Genomic DNA, 18,728 nt, shown 5'->3' on the forward strand with positions numbered 1-18,728 from the left:
GGTGTCGGACAGGTTCAGGCCTGTGTGACGAGATAGGGGGTGGATGCAGAGCCGAACATTTCATAATGGATGCGATCCATGGGAATATCCTGCTCCCGCAGGGTGTGGATCATGCTGACCATGAACTCTGTCGGGCCACAGATATAGAAATCAGCCTGTCTGTCCTTATGCGCTTTCAGCCATGAGGGTGTGAGGCGTCCAGTATGGCAGTTCAGGCCATCTGTCCGTTGTGGAAGGCTGTTCATCTGGCTGTAGAACAGGTCTGCCGTAATGGCTCCGCAGGCAGCCAGGCCATGGGTTTTGCGGGCAAAAATTTCGTTGTCTGCTGTCTGGGTGCCATGAATGAAATGGATGGCCGGATGTGAAGTGCGGGTGGTCAGTGCTTCCATCATGGACATGACAGGCGTGATGCCTGCACCAGCAGAGATGAAGCACAGTGGCCTTTCGGAGGAAGATTGCAGGAAGAAATCACCGGCTGGAGCAGAGACATCCAGAGTATCACCTGTCCGGACATCGTCATGGAACCAGCGGGACACGACGCCGTCTTCCTGTTTCCTGACAGTGATGCGGTAATGGTCATCTGCCGGGGCTGATGAGATGCTGTAATTGCGGCGCTCCGGGCCATGGCCAGGGATGTTCAGCCGGAAGCTGAGATACTGGCCCGGCTGGTGCTGCATGACGGGCTGGCCATCCACCGGCTGAAGGATGAAGGAGACGGTGTCAGCCGTTTCCTCATGCCTATTGGCGATGCGGAAGGCACGCCATCCTGTCCAGCCGCCTTTTCTGGCGGCGTGGTCCTCATATATCTGCCGTTCCCGGTTGATCAATACGTCAGCCAGAAACCCATAAGCCTCTTTCCATGCCTCCATGATTTCAGGTGTGGCCTGCTCTCCCAGGACATGGGCAATGGCCCCAAGCAGCGCTGTGCCAACATGGGGGTAATGTTCTGGCAGGATGTTCAGCCCGACATGTTTTTCGGCAATACGCTCGATCATGTCCTTCAGGGCCGTGGGACCGTCAATATGGCGGGCATAAGCGAGGACGGCATAGGCCAGGGCCCTGGGTTGGTCGCCATTTTTCTGATGGGAGATGTTGAAGAGGTCTCGGATGTTTTCATCACTCAGAAGGCGGCGATACATCTCTCTGGTGATGTCGACGCCATGAGCCTCCAGGGCAGGAATACAGGCTTTGACGATGGTACGGGTCTGTGGGGTGAGGGAAATGGACAAGGATCACACTCTCTAAAAGGTGTATAAAAAATACACCTTTAAAATAGGTCGATACCAGCCGTTGTCAAGCCGGAAGAGACGAGGCAAGGAAACAGGTTGGCAGATGTCATCTTTCTGTTAGTTTCGGAGAAGGAGCCACTGCCACCACGTCTCCTCTTTTGCATGCAGGCTTGGAGTGACGCCGGATCATCTGAAACACGACCGGAAGGAAGCTCCCGGAATGCGTCTGACCCTCTATACCGACTATGCCTTCAGGTCCCTGATCTATCTGGAGACACAGAAGGAGCGTCTCGTCTCCATTGGCGAGATTGCCCGCGTGTACGGCATATCAGAGAATCATCTGGTCAAGGTCGTGCACAGGCTGGGGCGGCACGGCTTCATCAAGACGCTGCGTGGCCGCAATGGTGGGCTGCGTTTGGGCAGGAATGCTGAGGAGATCTATCTGGGAGACATTGTCCGCTGCACGGAGGATGATCTCGCCCTTGTCGGCTGCATGGGCAAGGAGGAGGGAGCCTCTGGCTGCATTCTGGTTGGTGGCTGCCGTCTGAAACAGACGCTGCTGAAAGCCCGATTCGCTTTCATGGATGTGCTGGATGAAGTCACGCTGGCCGATGTCACGGCCCCTCATGAGCGAAGTGTCCTGATGCAGGCCGTGCAGGAAATGATGACTGGAGCGGAACGGTGATGGATGTTGCTGTCAGGATCAGGGGGTGTTGCTGTCAGGCCACTTCATGAATTTTCGCCAGTTGGCATTGGTGCTCTGGTAGGCAAAGTGTGAGCAGGTATCGAGTGTCTGCTCGACCTGACGATGGGCAACAAAGGCGATTCCTGCTGCCATCAGGAACTGGCTGATCTCATGGAATGGAACTTTCTGGTTTTTCAGGGTGTGGGCGATCCAGCTCATCGTGCCGACAACCATGGCGCCGGGGCCGGTCGAGACCCAGACATTTTCAAAATAGCCGGTTTCCAGAATGTGCCGGACCCGTTGGAACATGGTTTCCATGATATGCTGCATGAGAGGGTTGCCAGCCTCCTGGATGAGCACGTCGTTGTCGAGGCACCATGGTTCGCCGACGGAATAAGGTAACAGCGTCCTGAAATGTGTGCCTCTGGTTATGTCTGTCAGAGGGGCACGGCTTGTTACATCCGCATCAATATAGACGCCGCCTTTTACATGCAGGTAGCAGAGCCGCCAGAAGTCCGACCGCATGGCCGGGTGAGGGCAGACGTCATAGAGGGCGGTGATGCTGGCGCCATAGTGGTCATGGATGAACACCCGGGCGGAGGCATCACATTCCAGATGGTAGGAGAAAGCCGGGTTGTCATTCCGGATGCCTTTCATGGCAGCCTGGACGTCTTCCGGCGGTTCAGGGCTGTCCCAGAACTGGGCAATGTGCTTCGGAATGTTCCGGGGGAATTCCTGTGGAACGCAGCGGGACAGGACCGGAAACAGGGACTGTTCCAGACCGATCGGCAGAAGGGCAAAGCAGGCGTCCTGATGGCCGCAGAGCGCCCCTATGAAGAGGTTCCGAATCGGTTCCGGATAGTCGTTGAACTCACGGCTCACCACGGAAACCCGTGGCAATGACGTAAAGCTCGCTCGATTCCTTGCGGGAGGCAGGGGGTTTGACGTGCTTGACGACGGCAAAATTGCGTTTCATCAGGTCCAGCATGTCTTTTTCGGACCCTCCCTGAAAGACCTTGGCGATGAAGGCTCCGTCCTCGGCCAATATCTTCAGGGCGAAATCCAGGGCATTTTCGGCCAGGGCCATGATGCGGATATGATCGGTTGCGGCATGGCCGGTCGTGTTCGGTGCCATGTCGGACATGACGAGATCAGCCCGCCCGCCCAGCATGGCCTGGAGCCGCTCCGGCATGTCGGCCTCCATGAAGTCACCCTCGATGATCTCGGCCCCCGGCACCGGGTCCACCGGCAGCAGGTCCACGCCGATCACCTTGGCAGCTCCACGCTTGACGGCAATCTGTGCCCAGCCTCCCGGGGCGGCCCCGAGGTCCACCACCCGGCTTCCGGGCCTGATGAAGTGGAAGCGGTCATCCATTTCCAGCAGCTTGAAGGCGGCACGGGAGCGCCAGCCCTGCTGTCGTGCCGCTGTCACGTAGGGGTCGTTCAGCTGGCGGTTCAGCCAGCGCTGCTGCGCCGGCGTGCGGCCCCGTGCCTTGCGGAGTTTTACGGTCTGGGTTCGCAGTGTCTGGGAGGTGGCGGCGTCATCCGCCGTATCCCGGGTGCCGGGCGTGCGGGAGTGGCGCAGGGGTTTGCCGGGGATGCGGGGTGGCGTGGCACCGCCCTTTGGCCGGCGGGAGGAAGGAGGCGTGTGTTTCGGACTCATGGAGGGAAAGATAGGCTCTTACTGTCGCCCTGCAAAGCCTGTCCGTTGCTGCCTGCCCCTTTTTGCCTGTAAGGGATGAGGGATCATGAGCAGAAAGGCTCATCATCTTGAGAAACAGGTACAGCTCTTGAGACAGTTTTACGCCGCTTTTGTTCTGGCCGCTCTGGCCCTGTGTGTTGGTGCCGCTCTGGGGTACGGACATACGCCCAGCCTGTACGGTGCTCTCATGGGTGTGGAGGGCGTGGCCATTCTTGCCCTGATGGAAACGGCTGAATCCATGGATAATGCCATCGTGGATTATGGCATCCTCAAAACCATGTCGCCACGCTGGCAGAAGCGGTACATCAGCTGGGGGATGCCTCTTTCCGTACTGGGGATGCGGTTCCTGTTCCCCGTGCTTCTGGTCGCTCTGGTGGCCGGGCTGTCACCATGGCAGGCGGCCCGTCTCGCCATCATGGAGCCGCAGCGTTATGCCGCCATCATGCTGGGGGCAAAGGACATGATTTCCGCTTTTGGTGGGTCGTTCCTTCTGCTGATTGCGCTGAACTATTTTCTGGATGATGACAAGACGCATCACTGGCTCTCATGGCTGGAGCGTCCGGCAGCCCGTCTGGGCGGAGTGTCAGCCCTGCCGGTCGGGCTGACACTGGCAGTTCTCATGCTCATCACCCGCCTGATAGGGCAGGGGCATGACCCGATGGCCTTCCTGTTCTGGGGCTGCGGGGGGATTGCGGCCTATATTCTGGGCAAGGAAACGCTGGTCTGGCTGATAGGCGAGCCGGGGGCGTCCCGCATGGCGGCTGGCGGGGGGCTGCTGACCTTTCTGTATCTGGAATTCATTGATGCCAGTTTTTCCTTTGATGGTGTCATCTCGGCCTTTGCGATCACGACGGACCCAGTTGTCATTGCGCTGGGGCTGGGCGTGGGGGCGATGTTTGTCCGTTCCATGACACTCTCCATGCTGAAAACGAATGCTCTGGCCGAGTATGTCTATGTGGAGCATGGGGCGTTTTACACCATTTTCATCCTTTCCCTCCTGATGCTGGTCAGCGTGCTGGTGGAGGTGCCGGAGTGGGTGACGGGGCTTGTCGGGCTTGTCCTGATTGGTGGAGCATTTCTGGCCAGCGCACTCCGGCGTCCGGTAAAATAAGGAAAAACTTTCCCATCCCCCTTGCGTCGTGGGGGGAATGGGGCTAGAACCCCTCCAGCAAACGCCGCTTGGGAGATAGTTTAGCGGTAGAACTACCGGCTCTGACCCGGTCAGCCCTGGTTCGAATCCAGGTCTCCCAGCCAGTCATGTGGTGTGTTTGCTCCAGGGGGAAGCCCCGACCGCTTGGGAGATAGTTTAGCGGTAGAACTACCGGCTCTGACCCGGTCAGCCCTGGTTCGAATCCAGGTCTCCCAGCCATTTTTCTCAGACAGGTTAATCGTTCCGTTACATTCTGCCCATGGGGTGGTTTGCGTAACAGGGTGCGCCGCTGTAAGCAGAAGCTCCCTGACCGAGACTGGATTATGGTGAGACTGTGGCTGCAAATATTTCTCCTGACCTGATCGCCCGTTATGGCGGCAACCTGCCACGCTATACCAGCTATCCTACGGCGGTCAGTTTTTCTGATGCCATCGGGCCGCAGGAGGTGGCAGACTGGCTGAAGGCCCTGCCGCCAGAGCAGTCCGTCTCCCTGTATTTCCACGTCCCGTTTTGTGACGAGCTGTGCCGCTTCTGTGCCTGCAACACGGCAGTGATGCGGCAGGAAGAGGCACGGGCAGCCTATGGTGACCTTCTTTTGGAGGAGATGCACCGTATCGTTGCACTGGTTGGGCAAGGGCGTGTGGTCCGGCATCTCCATTTTGGTGGCGGCACACCGACAACCCTGCCAGAAACGGCCCTGCGTAACGTAATGTCCGCAGTGCGGGAACAGTTCCGGCTGGCTGATGATGCTGAAATCGCCATGGAGATGGATCCCCGTCATGTGCCGGAGGGCATGCTGCCCCTGTTGGCCGAGCTGGGCTTCAACCGCATCAGTTTCGGTGTGCAGGACCTTGATCGTATTGTGCAGGAGACCTGTGGGCGTGTGCAGTCTTACGAGCAGACGCTGGCCTGTGTGGAGCAGGCCCGTGCGGCAGGGGTGAATGGGGTGAATATCGACCTGATCTATGGCCTGCCCTATCAGACAGTCGAGAGCGTACAGGACACGGCCCGGCGTGTTGCTGGAATGAGGCCAGACCGTCTGGCTGTTTTCGGCTATGCCCATGTCCCGTGGAAACAGAAACGCCAGCAGCTCATCCCGCAAGACTCTCTCCCATCTTCGGAAGAGCGGTTGCAGCAGGCGGACAGGATCGACCGTGTTCTGGTTGAGGAAGGCTACAAGCCCATCGGGCTGGACCATTATGCCCATCCTGAAGATGCCATGGCCCATGCCTATGAGGCCGGTACGCTGCATCGCAATTTTCAGGGCTATACGATCGATTCATCACCCGTCCTGCTGGGGATGGGAGCATCGGCCATTTCCATGACACCTGACGGATTCTACCAGAACATTCCGTCTACGGCGGCTTATATCCGGGCATTGAAGGAGCATGATGGCCTTCCCGTTGCCCGGGGGGTGTTCCGTACGGAGGAGGACCGCTGGCGGGGGAAGGTGATCGAGACCGTCATGTGCCTTTCGGGCGTGGACCTGACACCCTACATCCCGTCAGGACAGGGTCTGGAACAGGCTTTTGCAGAAGAGCTGGAAGCCCTGCGTCCTTTCGAGGAGGACGGGCTGATCCGCTGGGAGGGCAACCGGGTGAGCCTGACAGAAAAGGGCGGCCCCTTCCTGCGGCATCTGGCGGCCGTATTCGATACACGGCGCAAGGAACTGGCCGCAGCAGGCGAGGGGAAACCAGTCCCCCGTTTTTCTTCCTCCCTGTGAGGAGAGCAGGCTGCAGTCTGTTTTCCTTTGCCTATGGTTACAGAGTGCGTTATGAGACCCTGCCAACAGCTTAATTACCCTTTCAGTGGTGGTAGGCTGACCTAGTTGTATTGAACAGGACGCACGAGCGAGGGCGTAGGCATCATGACCAATTTCCAGAATGACAAACTTTACAGCCGTGTGCGTGATGCCCTGGCCTTTGATGACGTGCTGATCGAGCCGGTTGAATCATCGGTTCTTCCCGGTCAGGTCAGCACGAAGACACGTCTTACCCGCAAGCTGGAGCTGAACATTCCGCTGCTCTCTTCCGCCATGGATACGGTGACGGAAGAGGAAATGGCCATCTCCATGGCGCAGCAGGGCGGCATGGGTGTCATCCACAAGAATCTGACGCTGGAAGGACAGGCCGAGCAGGTCCGTCGTGTGAAGCGTTTTGAGGCTGGCATGGTGGTCAATCCCGTTACGGTGGGGCCGGACCAGACGCTGAGCGATGTTCATGAGATCATGGCCCACCATGGCATTTCCGGCCTCCCGGTCGTGGAGAAGGATGGCAGGCTGGTTGGTATTCTGACCAACCGTGACATGCGCTTTACCGAAGATAAAAATACCCGTGTGCGGGACCTGATGACGCATGAGGGGCTGGTCACGGTCCGGCACGGGGCATCCCCGGATCAGGCCCGCCAGCTGCTGCATGATCATCGGATCGAGAAACTGCTGGTCGTGGACGATGCGGAACGCTGCATCGGTCTGATCACCGTCAAGGACATGGACAAGGCCATGACCCATCCGCTGGCCGTGAAGGATGCGGAGGGGCGTCTGCTCTGCGCTGCGGCCATCGGCGTTGGGGAGGATGGTCTCCGCCGTGGGGCGGCTCTTGTCGAGGCGGGCGTGGATGTGCTGGTGGTCGACACGGCCCACGGTCATTCCCGTGGCGTGCTGGAGACCGTGGCCCGCCTGCGTGACAGATATGCCGACGTGCAGCTGATCGCCGGCAACGTGGCCACGCCAGAAGCTGCCAGGGCGCTGATCGAATCCGGTGCAGACTGTGTGAAGGTCGGCATCGGTCCGGGGTCCATCTGCACGACCCGTGTCGTGGCCGGTGTGGGTGTGCCGCAGTTCTCCGCCGTGCTGGAAACGGCAGCCGCCTGTCATGAGCTGGACATTCCTGCCATCGCCGATGGCGGTATCCGCACGTCCGGTGACATCGTCAAGGCCATCGGGGCCGGTGCTGATGTCGTGATGGTCGGCTCCATGCTGGCCGGATGTGAGGAAAGCCCCGGCGAGAGCTTCCTGTATCAGGGGCGGACCTACAAGGCTTATCGTGGCATGGGGTCCATGGGGGCCATGGCCCGTGGTTCGGCAGACCGTTACTTCCAGGGTGAGGTGAGGGACACGCTGAAGCTGGTGCCGGAAGGGATTGAAGGGCAGGTGCCGTACAAGGGGCCGATGGCGGCTGTCGTACACCAGCTGATCGGTGGCCTGCGGGCTGGCATGGGCTATACCGGCTCCGCCACGATTGCCGATCTTCAGGCCCGTGCCCGCTTCCGCAAGATCACCAATGCGGGTCTGCGGGAAAGCCACGTGCATGATGTGACCATCACCCGGGAAGCTCCCAACTATCGGCTTTAATTGGCTTTGAAAGGTCATTTTTTCCTTTCCTGATGAAAGGAAACGGAGTAGGCGGGGGCCATGACCCCCGCTGCTCGTCTTTCTGGTGCGATTGATCTGCTTTGTGCGATCCAGAACGCACCGCACCGTCCGGCTGATGCCGTTGCCAACAATTTCTTCCGTGAACGCCGCTATATCGGTGGTGGTGACCGCCGGGCCATTTCCACCCTTGCGTGGGACGTGCTGCGGGCATGGCGTCGGCTGCACTGGCATCTGCGGGCGGACCTGCGCTACCGGCATGAGGATGTTTCCCCGAGGCTGCTCTGTGCGGCCATGCTGCATTTTGTCGGGCAGCCCCTTTCATCCATCCAGTCCCTTTTCAGCGGGGAGCGTTACGCTCCAGCTCCGCTGAACGAGCGTGAAATGGTCATGCTGGAGGCTCTGGAAGGGCAGGACATCAGCAGCGAAAAGCAGCCACTGCCGGTCCGGCTGGAATATCCCGACTGGCTGCACCCTTATCTGGTGGAAGATTTTGGTGACAGGCTGGAGGAGGAAATGCGGGCCCTCATGGGGGCACCCTCCCTGGACCTGCGGGTCAATCTTCTGAAGGGCACACGGGAGGAGGCCCTGCGCCGTCTCCGGCGGGAAGGTTTTCAGGGGGAGCCGACGGCTCTCTCTCCGTGGGGCATCCGGCTTGAAGGGCGTCAGCCCGTCACGGCGGCGGCTCTTTTCCGGGAAGGGCTGGTAGAGATACAGGATGAAGGCAGCCAGCTGATCGCAGCTGCCGTGGATGCCAGACCGGGGCAGAGGCTTCTGGATTACTGCGCCGGTGCTGCCGGGAAAACGCTGGCTCTGGCCATGACGATGGAGAATAAAGGGCAGATCGTGGCCTGTGATGTCTCCCGGGTCCGGTTGGATGGTGCCACGAAGCGTCTGCGCCGGGCGGATGTCCATAACGTGACACGGCATCTGTTGAGTGAAGGCGACAAATGGGCGAAACGGCGGGAAGGCCAGTTTGACACGGTACTGGTGGATGCTCCCTGTTCCGGTACCGGGACATGGCGGCGCAATCCTGATGCCCGCCTGCGTTTGACAGAGGAGGACATCAAGGAACTCTGCGCCAAGCAGGCAGCCATTCTGGACATTGCAGCCCGTCTCGTCCGGCCGGGCGGGAAGCTGGTCTATGCCACCTGTTCCCTTCTGGGGGCGGAGAACGGAAAGCAGATTGAAGCCTTCCTGAAGAGGCAGGAGGCCTACACCCTGCTGCCTGCGGAGAAACGTTCCACCCTTTTGCCGGAAGAACTGCGGCAGGAGGCACTTTTCTCCCTGACGCCTCATGGTTTCGGGACGGATGGTTTCTTCGTGGCGGCCATGGAAAAAATGTCCCAGGGCTGAGACGCATGCAGGGACGGGCTATCCGGTCTCCTGTCTGTCCCTGCGGCGGATTTGTGCATCTGTCATGAAAATGGCTAATATTTGGACAATGGCCAGCCTGTTCCTGCTACGGGGCCGGGCGGTCCTGTCTGACTGGAGGAAACAGATCCCCTATGGCCTATGATGTTCTCTTCGGTGTGGTGCTGACATTCGGGGCAGGGATGCTGGCACAATGGGTTTCCTGGCGCCTGCGGCTCCCAGCCATTGTTCTGCTCTTTGCCATGGGGCTGCTTTTTGGCCCTGTTCTGGGGTGGCTGCATCCATCAGAAACATTGGGTCATGCGTTCCGTCCACTGGTCTCCATGCTGGTGGCCCTGATCGTCTTTGAGGGTGGAATGGTGCTGGATATCCGCCAGCTCCGGGAGGCCGGGCAGGGCGTTGCCCGCCTGACGATGGTGGCCCTGCCAATCAACTGGATACTGGGAGCTCTGGCAGCCCATTATGTTGCCCATCTGGAATGGGGAACATCCTTTCTCTTCGGGGCCATCATCGTGGTGACGGGGCCGACGGTCATCCTGCCCCTGTTGCGGAGTGCCAAACTCCAGCCCCGTGTGGCGGCCTTCCTGCGGTGGGAGGCCATCGTCAACGACCCGCTGGGGGCCATTCTGGCTGCCGTCGTCATGCAGATCATGCTGTTGCATGTGGACCTGCACAAGCAGATTTTCTTCGTCCATACCTTGCCGGACATGCTTCTGGCTGGGGCTGTTTCCGTGGCGGCGGGCATTTTGCCTGCCTATCTGCTGCGTTACCTTTTTACCCGGGACCTGATGCCGGAGCTGTTGAAGGTACCCATCATGGTCACGCTGGCGCTGATCATTTTCGAGGCCTGCACGCTGGTGATGGAAGGGGCCGGCCTGATTGCCGTGACAGTCTTCGGCATGATGCTGACCAACCTGCATATCCCGGGCCTGAATGAACTGAAACGGACCAAGGAATCTCTGGTGGTCCTGATGGTATCCGTTCTGTTCATCCTGCTGACGGCCGACCTGCACCGTGCCGTGCTGGCCAGACTGTCCATTCCCATCCTGCTTCTCACGCTGGTTGTGCTGTTTGTCGTTCGCCCCCTGTGCATTTTCCTGGCCACGCTGGGGACAAGCATCAGCTGGCAGGAACGGATTTTTGTCGGATGGATCGCTCCACGAGGGATTGTTGCGGCGGCTGTGGCTGGTGCGGCGGGGATCAAGCTTTCGGAGGCGGGGTACGCCTCTGCCGATCTTGTCATGCCGGCCGTGTTCTGCGTGATTGCCGTGACGATGATCTGCCACGGTTTTTCACTCGGCCCGCTGGCACGAAGGCTGCATCTGACTCTCTCCAATGAGCCTGCTCTGGTCATTCTTGGTGGTAATGCTTGGTCGACCGATCTGGCGGTCTGCCTGAATGAGGAGAAGGTACCTGTTCTGCTGGTGGATACGACAGCGCAGGAACTCATGCCCGCAGCCCGGCGTGGGGTGCCGGTCCTCAAGGCGGAACTTCTCTCCGCAGCGGGGCAGGAGGCTCTGGAGGAGCGCCCGGCGGACTACCTGATCGCCACGACCGGGGATGCCATCTATAACGGGATGGTCTGCGGGCACATGGCTCCGCATATGGGGCGGGAGAGGGTCTATCAGGTCAGTCCCGGTGTGGCCCGGCTGGACCTGTATCGTGGTCTCTCACGTGATGCCCGGGGAAAGGTGCTGGGAGAACCGGGCTGGAACTATACGTTCTTTGATACCCTGTTCAGTCGTGGCTGGCGTTTTGTCTGTCAGAGCGTGACGGATGCCACGGTGGATCTTTTCGGGAAAGAAGAAAACCGGTTGGATCTGCTCATTGTTCGCCGGGGTACGGGCATCTTCGTTCGCTCGGCAGAAGATCGGGCCTGGACCATGCCGAGCATGGGGGATCTTGTCATTTCCATGAGGGCGCCGGAAAGCCGTGATGAGGGGGCAGATGTAAAAGAGGAAGCAGAACTGCGTGCAGGGGCGTAGTGCTTGGCCGTCATTCGGGCTAGTGTAGTGCCCTATCAGAAAGACAGGTCCTCCCTGTCTGCCCATCCGGCATGGGCGGAGAGGCGGGGTTTTGAGTGCATTACGGACGGGATTTTTGGGATATGAATGCTCATCACTCAATACTGATTGTTGACGATGATGATGCCTTGCGCCTTCTGCTGGCTGAACAGCTGGGAGAGGAGGAAGCGTACCGCGTTGAACAGGCTGCCACCATTGCGGCTGCACGGGAGGTGATGGATCACTCTTCTGGAGGCAGGACAGACATTCTTCTGCTGGATGTGAACCTGCCAGATGGTGACGGGCGGGATTTCTGTGCCGGGCTGCGGGAGAGGGGCATTCATATCCCCATCATCATGATGACGGGGTCGCATGATGAAGATGACGTGATTCGTGGTCTGGATGCTGGAGCGAATGACTATGTGGCCAAACCGTTCCGCATGGGCGAGCTGAAGGCCCGTCTGCGGGCGCAGCTGCGTCTTTTCGAGAACAGTGAGGATGTTGTTTTTGATATCGGTCCCTATGTTTTCCATCCGGCCAGGAAGCAGCTGGTGGACCAGAAAAAGGGGCAGCGCATCCATCTGACGGAAAAGGAAACGGCAATCCTGAAATATCTCTACCGTGCCGGTGGGCAGCCAGTGGAGCGGGACGTGCTGCTGCATGAGGTCTGGGGCTATCACGCCTCGGTGACGACCCACACGCTGGAAACGCACATCTACCGTCTGCGGCAGAAGATCGAGCCTGATCATGGCCGGGCCGGGATCCTGCTGACGGAAGGTGGTGGGTACTGCCTGAATCCTGATCTCTGACGGATGGTGCCCTGAGGGCGGACAGAAGAAAGGCTGGCAGGAGGAAGTCCTGCCAGCCTTTCTGCCATCTGGTCCAGTCTGGTCAGACGGCCAGATCCATCATGACGGGAACGTGGTCGGAAGGGGAGGTCCAGTCCCGCATGGGGCTGAGGACATTGATTGTCTTAAGGCCGGGGAGAAGGTCCGGTGTTGTCCAGATATGGTCCAGACGGCGCCCCCGGTTGGATTTTTTCCAGTCACGATTGCGGTATGACCACCATGTGAAGAGCTTTTCCGGTTCTGGAATGGCCTTCCGCATGGCGTCTTCAAATCCGGCATGAAGCCATTCGGTCAGGCGTGTCGTTTCCGGTGGCGTATGGCTGACGATTTTCAGAAGCTGACGGTGGCTCCAGACATCATGCTCCAGCGGAGCGATGTTGAGATCACCGACCAGAATGCTCCGCTGTGGCGGATTGGCCCGGAACCATGCTGTAGCCTCCTCAAGGAAGGCGAGTTTATGGGCGAATTTTTCATTTTCCTGCGGGTCGGGAATATCGCCACCGGCGGGCACGTAGAAATTGTGGAGCGTCACCGGCCCGGTTGCTGTCTGGATGCTGGCAGCCACATGGCGGCAATCCTCCCGGCCACACCAGTCCGGCGTGCCGGTAATGGGCTCCAGCGGTGTGCGGGAGAGAATGGTGACCCCATTATAGCTCTTCATTCCACGATAGAGCTGATGGGGAAAACCCAGCTCTGCCAGTGCATCACGGGGGTAGAGAGGGTCCGGCACTTTGGTTTCCTGAAGGCAGATGACATCAGGGGCCTGTTCCTCAATCAGACGCTGGAGCAGGGGTAGCCGGAGGCGGAGTGAATTGATGTTCCATGTAATGAGACGCATGTTTTCTGATCTCCTCTGGAGCGGGAAATTTCAACGGATGATCTTGCGATGAACAGGGTTTACCCCAATCTGGGGGGAATGAATAAGGAAAGTCTCCCGCATATGCCCATCCTGATGATCGACAGCCATATTGATATTCCATGGAACGAAAAAACGGCGGAAGGTCTGCCCTGCTGGCATAAGCGGGACCAGGCGGATGTTGCCATGCGGGATGTGGAACGCCGGTTTACCGTTCCCAAGGCGCAGGCCGGTGGGATGGGGGTGGCCTGTCTGGCTGCCTATACACCGCAGGCTGGTCTGGATGACGCAGGGCATGAGGCAGCGTGGCAAAGAGCACGGGCCATGCTGGAGGCGATGGAAGAGATGGTTCCGCTTCATCTTTCCGGGCAGGCTGTGCTGTGCCGGAGAGTTCCGGATATCCGGCGGGCTACGGAGGCCGGGCAGGTGGCTTTGGTGCCTGTCATGGAAAATGGCTACCCCTTGGCGGATGACCCGGCCCGGATCGGCTATCTCGCCCGGCGGCATGGCGTGCGTTACATGACCCTGACCCATAATGGCCATAACCTTCTGGCGGATTCGGCGGTTGTCCGGCAGGGGCCGGCAGAAGTGCATGGCGGTCTGTCCGCTCTGGGGCGGGAGGTTATTGGTGAGATGAACCGGCATGGTGTGCTGGTGGATGTTTCCCATGCATCCCGCAAGACCATGATGCAGGCGGTGGATGCATCCTCAGTTCCTGTTTTTGCCAGCCATTCCTGTGTGCGGGCTTTGTGTGATCATCCCCGCAATCTGGATGATGGACAGCTTGATGCACTGAAGGCCAGTGGTGGCCTGATCCAGATTACAGCCATGGGGCCATTCCTGCGCCGGGGTGGTGGTGGAACGCTGAAAGATTTTGTGGAGCATGTGCTGTATGTGGCCCGCAGGATTGGTGTCGAACATGTGGGAATTTCGTCCGACTTTGATGGCGGAGGCGGGATAGAGGGCTGGCAGGATGCCAGTGAGACTCACCATGTGTCCAAAGCGCTGGCTGTTGCTGGTCTGGATGCCGGGGAGATTCGGGCCATATGTGGAGAAAACATGCTGCGCCTGTTGCAGAGGGCAGAAGATAAAATTTCGGAATGTCAAACCTGATTTTTACTTTTTGAGAAAATTCGTGGTATTTTTTGCACAGTAATTTTTTCAGAAACGGGATTGACAGCCCACACCGCCATCAGGGGGCAGGAAAGGGGAGGATGCAGGGATAAAATCTTTTATAATTCCTTATTTTTCAGATGGTTATATTCTTTGCCTAAAAAATGGGCAATCTATGAAAAAAGAAGAGAAACCCTATGCTGTGTGCTTTTACCCTTGGAGTATTCACAGCTTTGTCCACAGGAATGGTGGATGAGTATGAAAGGCGCAGCATGATCATGAAAAACTGGCGGAAAACTAGGACATATGCCTGAAAGACCCCACGGAGCCCCTGCGATTCGGAAAGCCCTGAAGACGATTCCTGAAAGTCCCGGCGTGTATCGCATGATCGGTGTGAAGGGGGAGGTGCTGTATGTCGGCAAGGCGCTGAACCTGAAGAAGCGGGTCACGTCTTACACGCATGTCGCCCGTCTGCCGGACCGGTTGAAGCTCATGGTCTCTCTGACGGCCAGCATGGAAATCGTCGTGACACGAACCGAGGCCGAGGCCCTGCTGCTGGAGGCCAACTACATCAAGCGGATGAAGCCCCGCTTCAACATCCTTCTGCGGGATGACAAGAGTTATCCGTGGCTTCTGCTGAGCGGGGATCACGCCTATCCCCGCCTGATGCGCCAACGGGGGAAGCCCGTCAAAGGGGCAACCTATTGGGGGCCTTTTGCGTCATCCAGAGCAGTGGACCAGACAATTCAGGTCATTCAGCGGGCCTTCATGCTGCGGACCTGTACGGACAGCGTTTTCGAATCCCGGACCCGCCCCTGCCTGCTGCACCAGATCAAGCGTTGCTCTGCTCCCTGCGTGGAGCGCATCAGCCCGCTGGAGTATCAGGGGCTGGTGGAACAGACGAAGGAATTCCTGAGTGGAGGCGGCCGGGAGCTGCAACAGCGCCTGACCCTGGAAATGGAACAGGCTTCCGAGGAGCTGGCTTTCGAACGGGCTGCTCTCATCCGTGACCGTATCCGGGGGTTTGCCAATCTACGGGCCTCAGGAGCCATCAATCCGGCCAGCATCCAGGAGGCCGATGTCGTTGCGCTCTGGCAGCAGGCGGGGCAGAGCTGCATCCAGGTCTTTTTCATCCGTGGTGGTCGCAACAATGGCAACAGGGCTTTCTATCCCCGGCATGAGGCAGATGAGCCTGCGGCTGATGTTCTTGCGGCGTTTCTGCTCCAGTTCTACGAGGACAAGCAGCCTCCTTTACAGGTGCTGACAAGTTCTGAGCCTGCTGAACAGCCTCTGTTGACTGAAGCGCTGAGCCTGCAACGGGGGCAGAAGGTGCAGATTCTCCAGCCGCAGCGGGGTGAAAAGAAGGCGGTGTTGGACCACGCCATTCTCAATGCTCGTGAAGCTCTGGAGCGTCGGCTTGCAGAAACGGCCGGGCAGGCCGTTCTGCTGGAAAAGGTGGCCGAGCTTTTCGACCTGCCCGAGCCACCGAAACGTATTGAAGTTTATGACAATTCCCATCTGATGGGACAGGCTCCCTATGGCGCCATGATTGTGGGCGGCCCGGAAGGTTTCGTGAAGCGGGCTTACAGGAAATTTGCCATCCGTGGTCCTGTCGCTCCGGGTGATGATTTTGGCATGATGAAGGAGGTCATGACCCGTCGCTTTGCCCAGCTGACACCGGATGATTCAGGGAGTGAAAACTGGCCGGACCTGCTGCTGATTGACGGCGGCAAAGGGCAGGTACGAGTCGTCCGGGAGATTCTGGCGGAGAGGGGCCTGTCCTCCATTCCTGTAGTGGGTATTGCCAAGGGGGTGGACCGCAATGCAGGGAGGGAATGGTTCTTTGTGGAGGGGAAGGAACCGTTCCAGCTGCCCGTCAATGATGCTGTCCTCTACTATCTTCAGCGGTTGCGGGATGAGGTCCACCGTTTTGTCATCACGACACACAGGGCAGGACGTTCCAGAGCGTTGACCCGTTCCGGCCTCGACGAGATTCCCGGTGTTGGCCCAGCTCGCAAGAAGGCTCTGCTGACCCGTTTCGGCTCTGCACGCCATGTCGGGCAGGCGGCTCTGGAAGAGCTGGAGCATGTACCGGGAATTAATCGCGAAATGGCACAGGTCATTTATGGATATTTCCATCCAGAATGGGTAAGAGAACAGAGTGACGTCCTCAAAAAACCCTGACTGAGCACCGTGTTGGGGGGGGCCTTCCATATTAGGGATATCAGGTGATCAATCTTCCCAACCTTCTCACTCTGTTCCGTATCCTTGTCATCCCGGTGCTGATCGGGTGTCTGGCAGGTGGTGGCCTGTGGGCTGATATGGCGTTTCTGCTGTATGTTGGCGCCTGTGTGACCGACTATCTCGATGGGGCTCTGGCCCGTCGGCAAGGCCTGACATCAGACCTTGGCAGGATGATGGATCCGATTGCAGACAAGCTCCTTGTCGGGGGGCTTCTCCTGGCACTCGCAGGGATGGGAGGGCTGCGGTTCTGCTCGTTGTATGCAGCCATTCTCATCATGCTTCGGGAAATCATGATCAGCGGGCTGCGGGAGTATATGGCCTCCCGCAATGAGACGATTCCGTCCACCCGTCTGGCCAAATGGAAGACAGGCACACAGATGGTGGCCATCGGTTTCCTGATTCTGGGGGAGGGGGCTTCTACCTCCTTTCATGACGTGACATGGTGCTTTGGCGTAATTGGCGCTGCGCTGCTCTGGCTGTCTGTCATTCCGACGCTTCTGACGGGGACAGGCTACCTCAAGGCGACCGTGGCGCAGATGCGGAGATAGACTTAGTGTGAGGTATCTGGCAGCTCGAGATGATGGTGGCAGAAGGTGGGCTGAGCCTTCCTGGGGACAGGTTGCGATGGTTGTAAAGGGTAGGGAATGAAAAGCAGGGAAGGAAAGCTAAAGAGGGTAGGCGCTGTCATGTCCTTCTTTGCGGTGGGGTGTACCAGTTTTTCGGTCAGCTGCACGGGTCTGGACAGGCATCTGGGCAGTACGATCAATCCTTTTGGCAATCCGAACATGCCAGATGCCCGGAGCGAGACGGCGCAGCGTGTCCGGGGAGTGAAGCTGAGCACAATGCCTGTTCTTCCCGAGGAGGGGGATGTCTGGCCGGGTCAGCCGGAGCCTGTGCCCAGCCTTCAGGATGTCAGCCGGTCTGACAGGAATTTTGTTGAGAAATGGCAGAAGGCACGACCACAGCTTGATGCGGATCTCCGGCAGCAGCTCAATGATGGCCAGGGCATGAGTGTCGGGGAAGATGTCGGGCAGCGTTATGGGTCCGGTAGGGGCGTGATGCCCATAGGCAAACCCATTCCATCCCATGTCAAGGATAATGCGCGGCCTTACATGGAGCCCGCAGGGCGGGGTGTGGTTACCATTCCCAATGGTGATGGAACGGATACGCTCATCGCTCCTGATGGCAGCGTGAAGGTTGTCAGTGCGGGCAAGGCGTCCCTGTACGCACATGCCAGAACATTCGGGCATGTTCATTCTTCTGAGGAATCGCGGCAGGAGGCTCAGGCCGAGCTCCAGAAGGCACCGCCGGCAGAACCGCTTTCCCATCTGGAGCGCAGGGCTGGCGGGGGTGCCGTATCCCGGCAGCCAGCCTACAGGGAGCCGACGATTACGGAAGCGCCCCGTCCGCAGCCCAGGGTTGAGGTTCTTCCCGAACCGCAGCGTCCTGTACGTCAGGCGCCAGCCGTTACGGAAGCGCCCCGTCCGCAGCCCAGGGTTGAAGTTCCTCCCGAACCGCAGCGTCCTGTACGTCAGGTACCAGCCGTTACGGAAGTGCCCCGTCCGCAGCCCAGGGTCGAGGTTCCTTCCGAACCGCAGCGTCCTGTACGTCAGGTACCAGCCGTTACGGAAGCACCCCGTCCGCAGCCTGAGACTGGTGTCGTAGCAGCTCCTCTTCCACAACAGTCTGGAGCTGATGAAGAGATGGGCAGACAGCACAGGTCCAAGGGCAAGGCTGGAGCACATCACAGGCCTGAGGCTGCAGTGGTGGATGCAGCACAGCCGGTGGTGGAGCCGCATCGGACGCATAGGCATAAGCATACGCAGGCCCGTCAGCATGAGGTGGTGGTTATCGAGAGGGAGCATCACACGGTCGCTGGGCGGCATGTGGAAGCACATGCCCAGAAGGAGCGTCATCATTCGAGCAGAAAACGTGATGATGATTACGTGGATGCTCTGGGCTTTGAGGCTCCTGCGAGGTCCCATCGTTCTCATAAGAGTGAAAGGGTTTATCAGTTTGACTGGGACAAATGAGACCCATCTTGTGAGAAAAAGAGCATAATCTGTCTCAATGAGGGTATCGTGGGCTGGAAAGGGCTTGACCTGAAAGGCTCAAGGTATCATTGTCCCGCTCAGGTATAGGGGATGTGCTGCT

The 18,728-nt window shown here is 58.8% G+C and carries 15 protein-coding genes and 2 tRNA genes; 13 read left to right on the top strand and 4 right to left on the bottom strand.

The genetic code is table 11. From position 1 onward, the window contains the following. Positions 1-14: 14 nt before the first annotated feature. Positions 15-1,229 carry an NO-inducible flavohemoprotein gene (gene hmpA / locus DTJ15_RS03195; RefSeq protein ID WP_249109384.1) on the bottom strand — a complete coding sequence of 405 codons (1,215 nt, stop codon included), beginning with the start codon at positions 1,227-1,229 and terminating at the stop codon, positions 15-17. Between the two features lie 220 nt (positions 1,230-1,449). Between hmpA and DTJ15_RS03200 the strand changes: the two genes are divergently transcribed. After that, complete coding sequence (locus DTJ15_RS03200; protein WP_081563464.1) at positions 1,450-1,914, top strand: Rrf2 family transcriptional regulator; 465 nt, start codon at positions 1,450-1,452, stop codon at positions 1,912-1,914. 18 nt (positions 1,915-1,932) lie between these two features. Here the strand turns inward: DTJ15_RS03200 and DTJ15_RS03205 are convergent, their stop codons facing one another. Beyond that, positions 1,933-2,796: a glycosyltransferase gene (locus tag DTJ15_RS03205; RefSeq protein ID WP_249109385.1), complete on the bottom strand. Its 864-nt coding sequence runs from the start codon at positions 2,794-2,796 to the stop codon at positions 1,933-1,935. After that, on the bottom strand, positions 2,786-3,577 hold the full coding sequence (locus DTJ15_RS03210) for an RlmE family RNA methyltransferase (RefSeq protein WP_043560413.1): 792 nt from the start codon (positions 3,575-3,577) through the stop codon (positions 2,786-2,788). Before DTJ15_RS03210 ends, DTJ15_RS03205 begins: the two co-directional genes overlap by 11 nt. A gap of 85 nt (positions 3,578-3,662) precedes the next feature. Between DTJ15_RS03210 and DTJ15_RS03215 the strand changes: the two genes are divergently transcribed. From DTJ15_RS03215 to DTJ15_RS03250, 8 genes are all read left to right on the top strand, one after another. Then, a complete protein-coding gene (locus DTJ15_RS03215; protein ID WP_249079515.1) occupies positions 3,663-4,727 on the top strand; it encodes a DUF475 domain-containing protein in 1,065 nt (354 codons plus the stop codon). Between the two features lie 69 nt (positions 4,728-4,796). Further along, positions 4,797-4,870 (top strand) — tRNA-Gln (locus DTJ15_RS03220). Positions 4,871-4,911: 41 nt separating this feature from the next. Next, positions 4,912-4,985 (top strand) — tRNA-Gln (locus DTJ15_RS03225). Between the two features lie 115 nt (positions 4,986-5,100). Beyond that, on the top strand, positions 5,101-6,489 hold the full coding sequence (hemN, locus tag DTJ15_RS03230; protein ID WP_086431037.1) for an oxygen-independent coproporphyrinogen III oxidase: 1,389 nt from the start codon (positions 5,101-5,103) through the stop codon (positions 6,487-6,489). Between the two features lie 144 nt (positions 6,490-6,633). Continuing rightward, complete coding sequence (guaB, locus tag DTJ15_RS03235; RefSeq protein WP_081563087.1) at positions 6,634-8,118, top strand: IMP dehydrogenase; 1,485 nt, start codon at positions 6,634-6,636, stop codon at positions 8,116-8,118. 60 nt (positions 8,119-8,178) lie between these two features. Continuing rightward, positions 8,179-9,492, top strand: a complete 1,314-nt coding sequence (locus tag DTJ15_RS03240) for an RsmB/NOP family class I SAM-dependent RNA methyltransferase (RefSeq protein ID WP_249109386.1) — start codon at positions 8,179-8,181, stop codon at positions 9,490-9,492. A gap of 152 nt (positions 9,493-9,644) precedes the next feature. Continuing rightward, positions 9,645-11,495 carry a sodium:proton antiporter gene (locus DTJ15_RS03245; protein WP_249109387.1) on the top strand — a complete coding sequence of 617 codons (1,851 nt, stop codon included), beginning with the start codon at positions 9,645-9,647 and terminating at the stop codon, positions 11,493-11,495. A gap of 122 nt (positions 11,496-11,617) precedes the next feature. Continuing rightward, a complete protein-coding gene (locus DTJ15_RS03250; RefSeq protein ID WP_043560399.1) occupies positions 11,618-12,322 on the top strand; it encodes a response regulator transcription factor in 705 nt (234 codons plus the stop codon). An 82-nt stretch (positions 12,323-12,404) separates the two neighbouring features. Here the strand turns inward: DTJ15_RS03250 and DTJ15_RS03255 are convergent, their stop codons facing one another. Then, positions 12,405-13,199 carry an exodeoxyribonuclease III gene (locus tag DTJ15_RS03255; RefSeq protein WP_043560396.1) on the bottom strand — a complete coding sequence of 265 codons (795 nt, stop codon included), beginning with the start codon at positions 13,197-13,199 and terminating at the stop codon, positions 12,405-12,407. 102 nt (positions 13,200-13,301) lie between these two features. Between DTJ15_RS03255 and DTJ15_RS03260 the strand changes: the two genes are divergently transcribed. The 4 genes from DTJ15_RS03260 to DTJ15_RS03275 all read left to right on the top strand — a co-directional run bounded on the left by DTJ15_RS03260 (position 13,302) and on the right by DTJ15_RS03275 (position 18,607). Then, entirely contained in the window at positions 13,302-14,330 is a 1,029-nt protein-coding gene (locus tag DTJ15_RS03260; protein WP_249109388.1) for a dipeptidase, read from the top strand. A gap of 306 nt (positions 14,331-14,636) precedes the next feature. Continuing rightward, entirely contained in the window at positions 14,637-16,514 is a 1,878-nt protein-coding gene (uvrC, locus tag DTJ15_RS03265) for an excinuclease ABC subunit UvrC (RefSeq protein WP_043560393.1), read from the top strand. A 44-nt stretch (positions 16,515-16,558) separates the two neighbouring features. Next, entirely contained in the window at positions 16,559-17,122 is a 564-nt protein-coding gene (gene pgsA, locus DTJ15_RS03270; RefSeq protein WP_043560391.1) for a CDP-diacylglycerol--glycerol-3-phosphate 3-phosphatidyltransferase, read from the top strand. A 138-nt stretch (positions 17,123-17,260) separates the two neighbouring features. Next, the gene (locus DTJ15_RS03275) at positions 17,261-18,607 is read left to right on the top strand and encodes a hypothetical protein (RefSeq protein WP_249109389.1); all 1,347 of its coding nucleotides are present in this window, start codon (positions 17,261-17,263) and stop codon (positions 18,605-18,607) included. Positions 18,608-18,728: the final 121 nt, after the last annotated feature.

The sequence above is a fragment of the Parasaccharibacter sp. TMW 2.1891 genome, from assembly GCF_023337675.1.
Classification (GTDB): domain Bacteria; phylum Pseudomonadota; class Alphaproteobacteria; order Acetobacterales; family Acetobacteraceae; genus Bombella; species Bombella apis.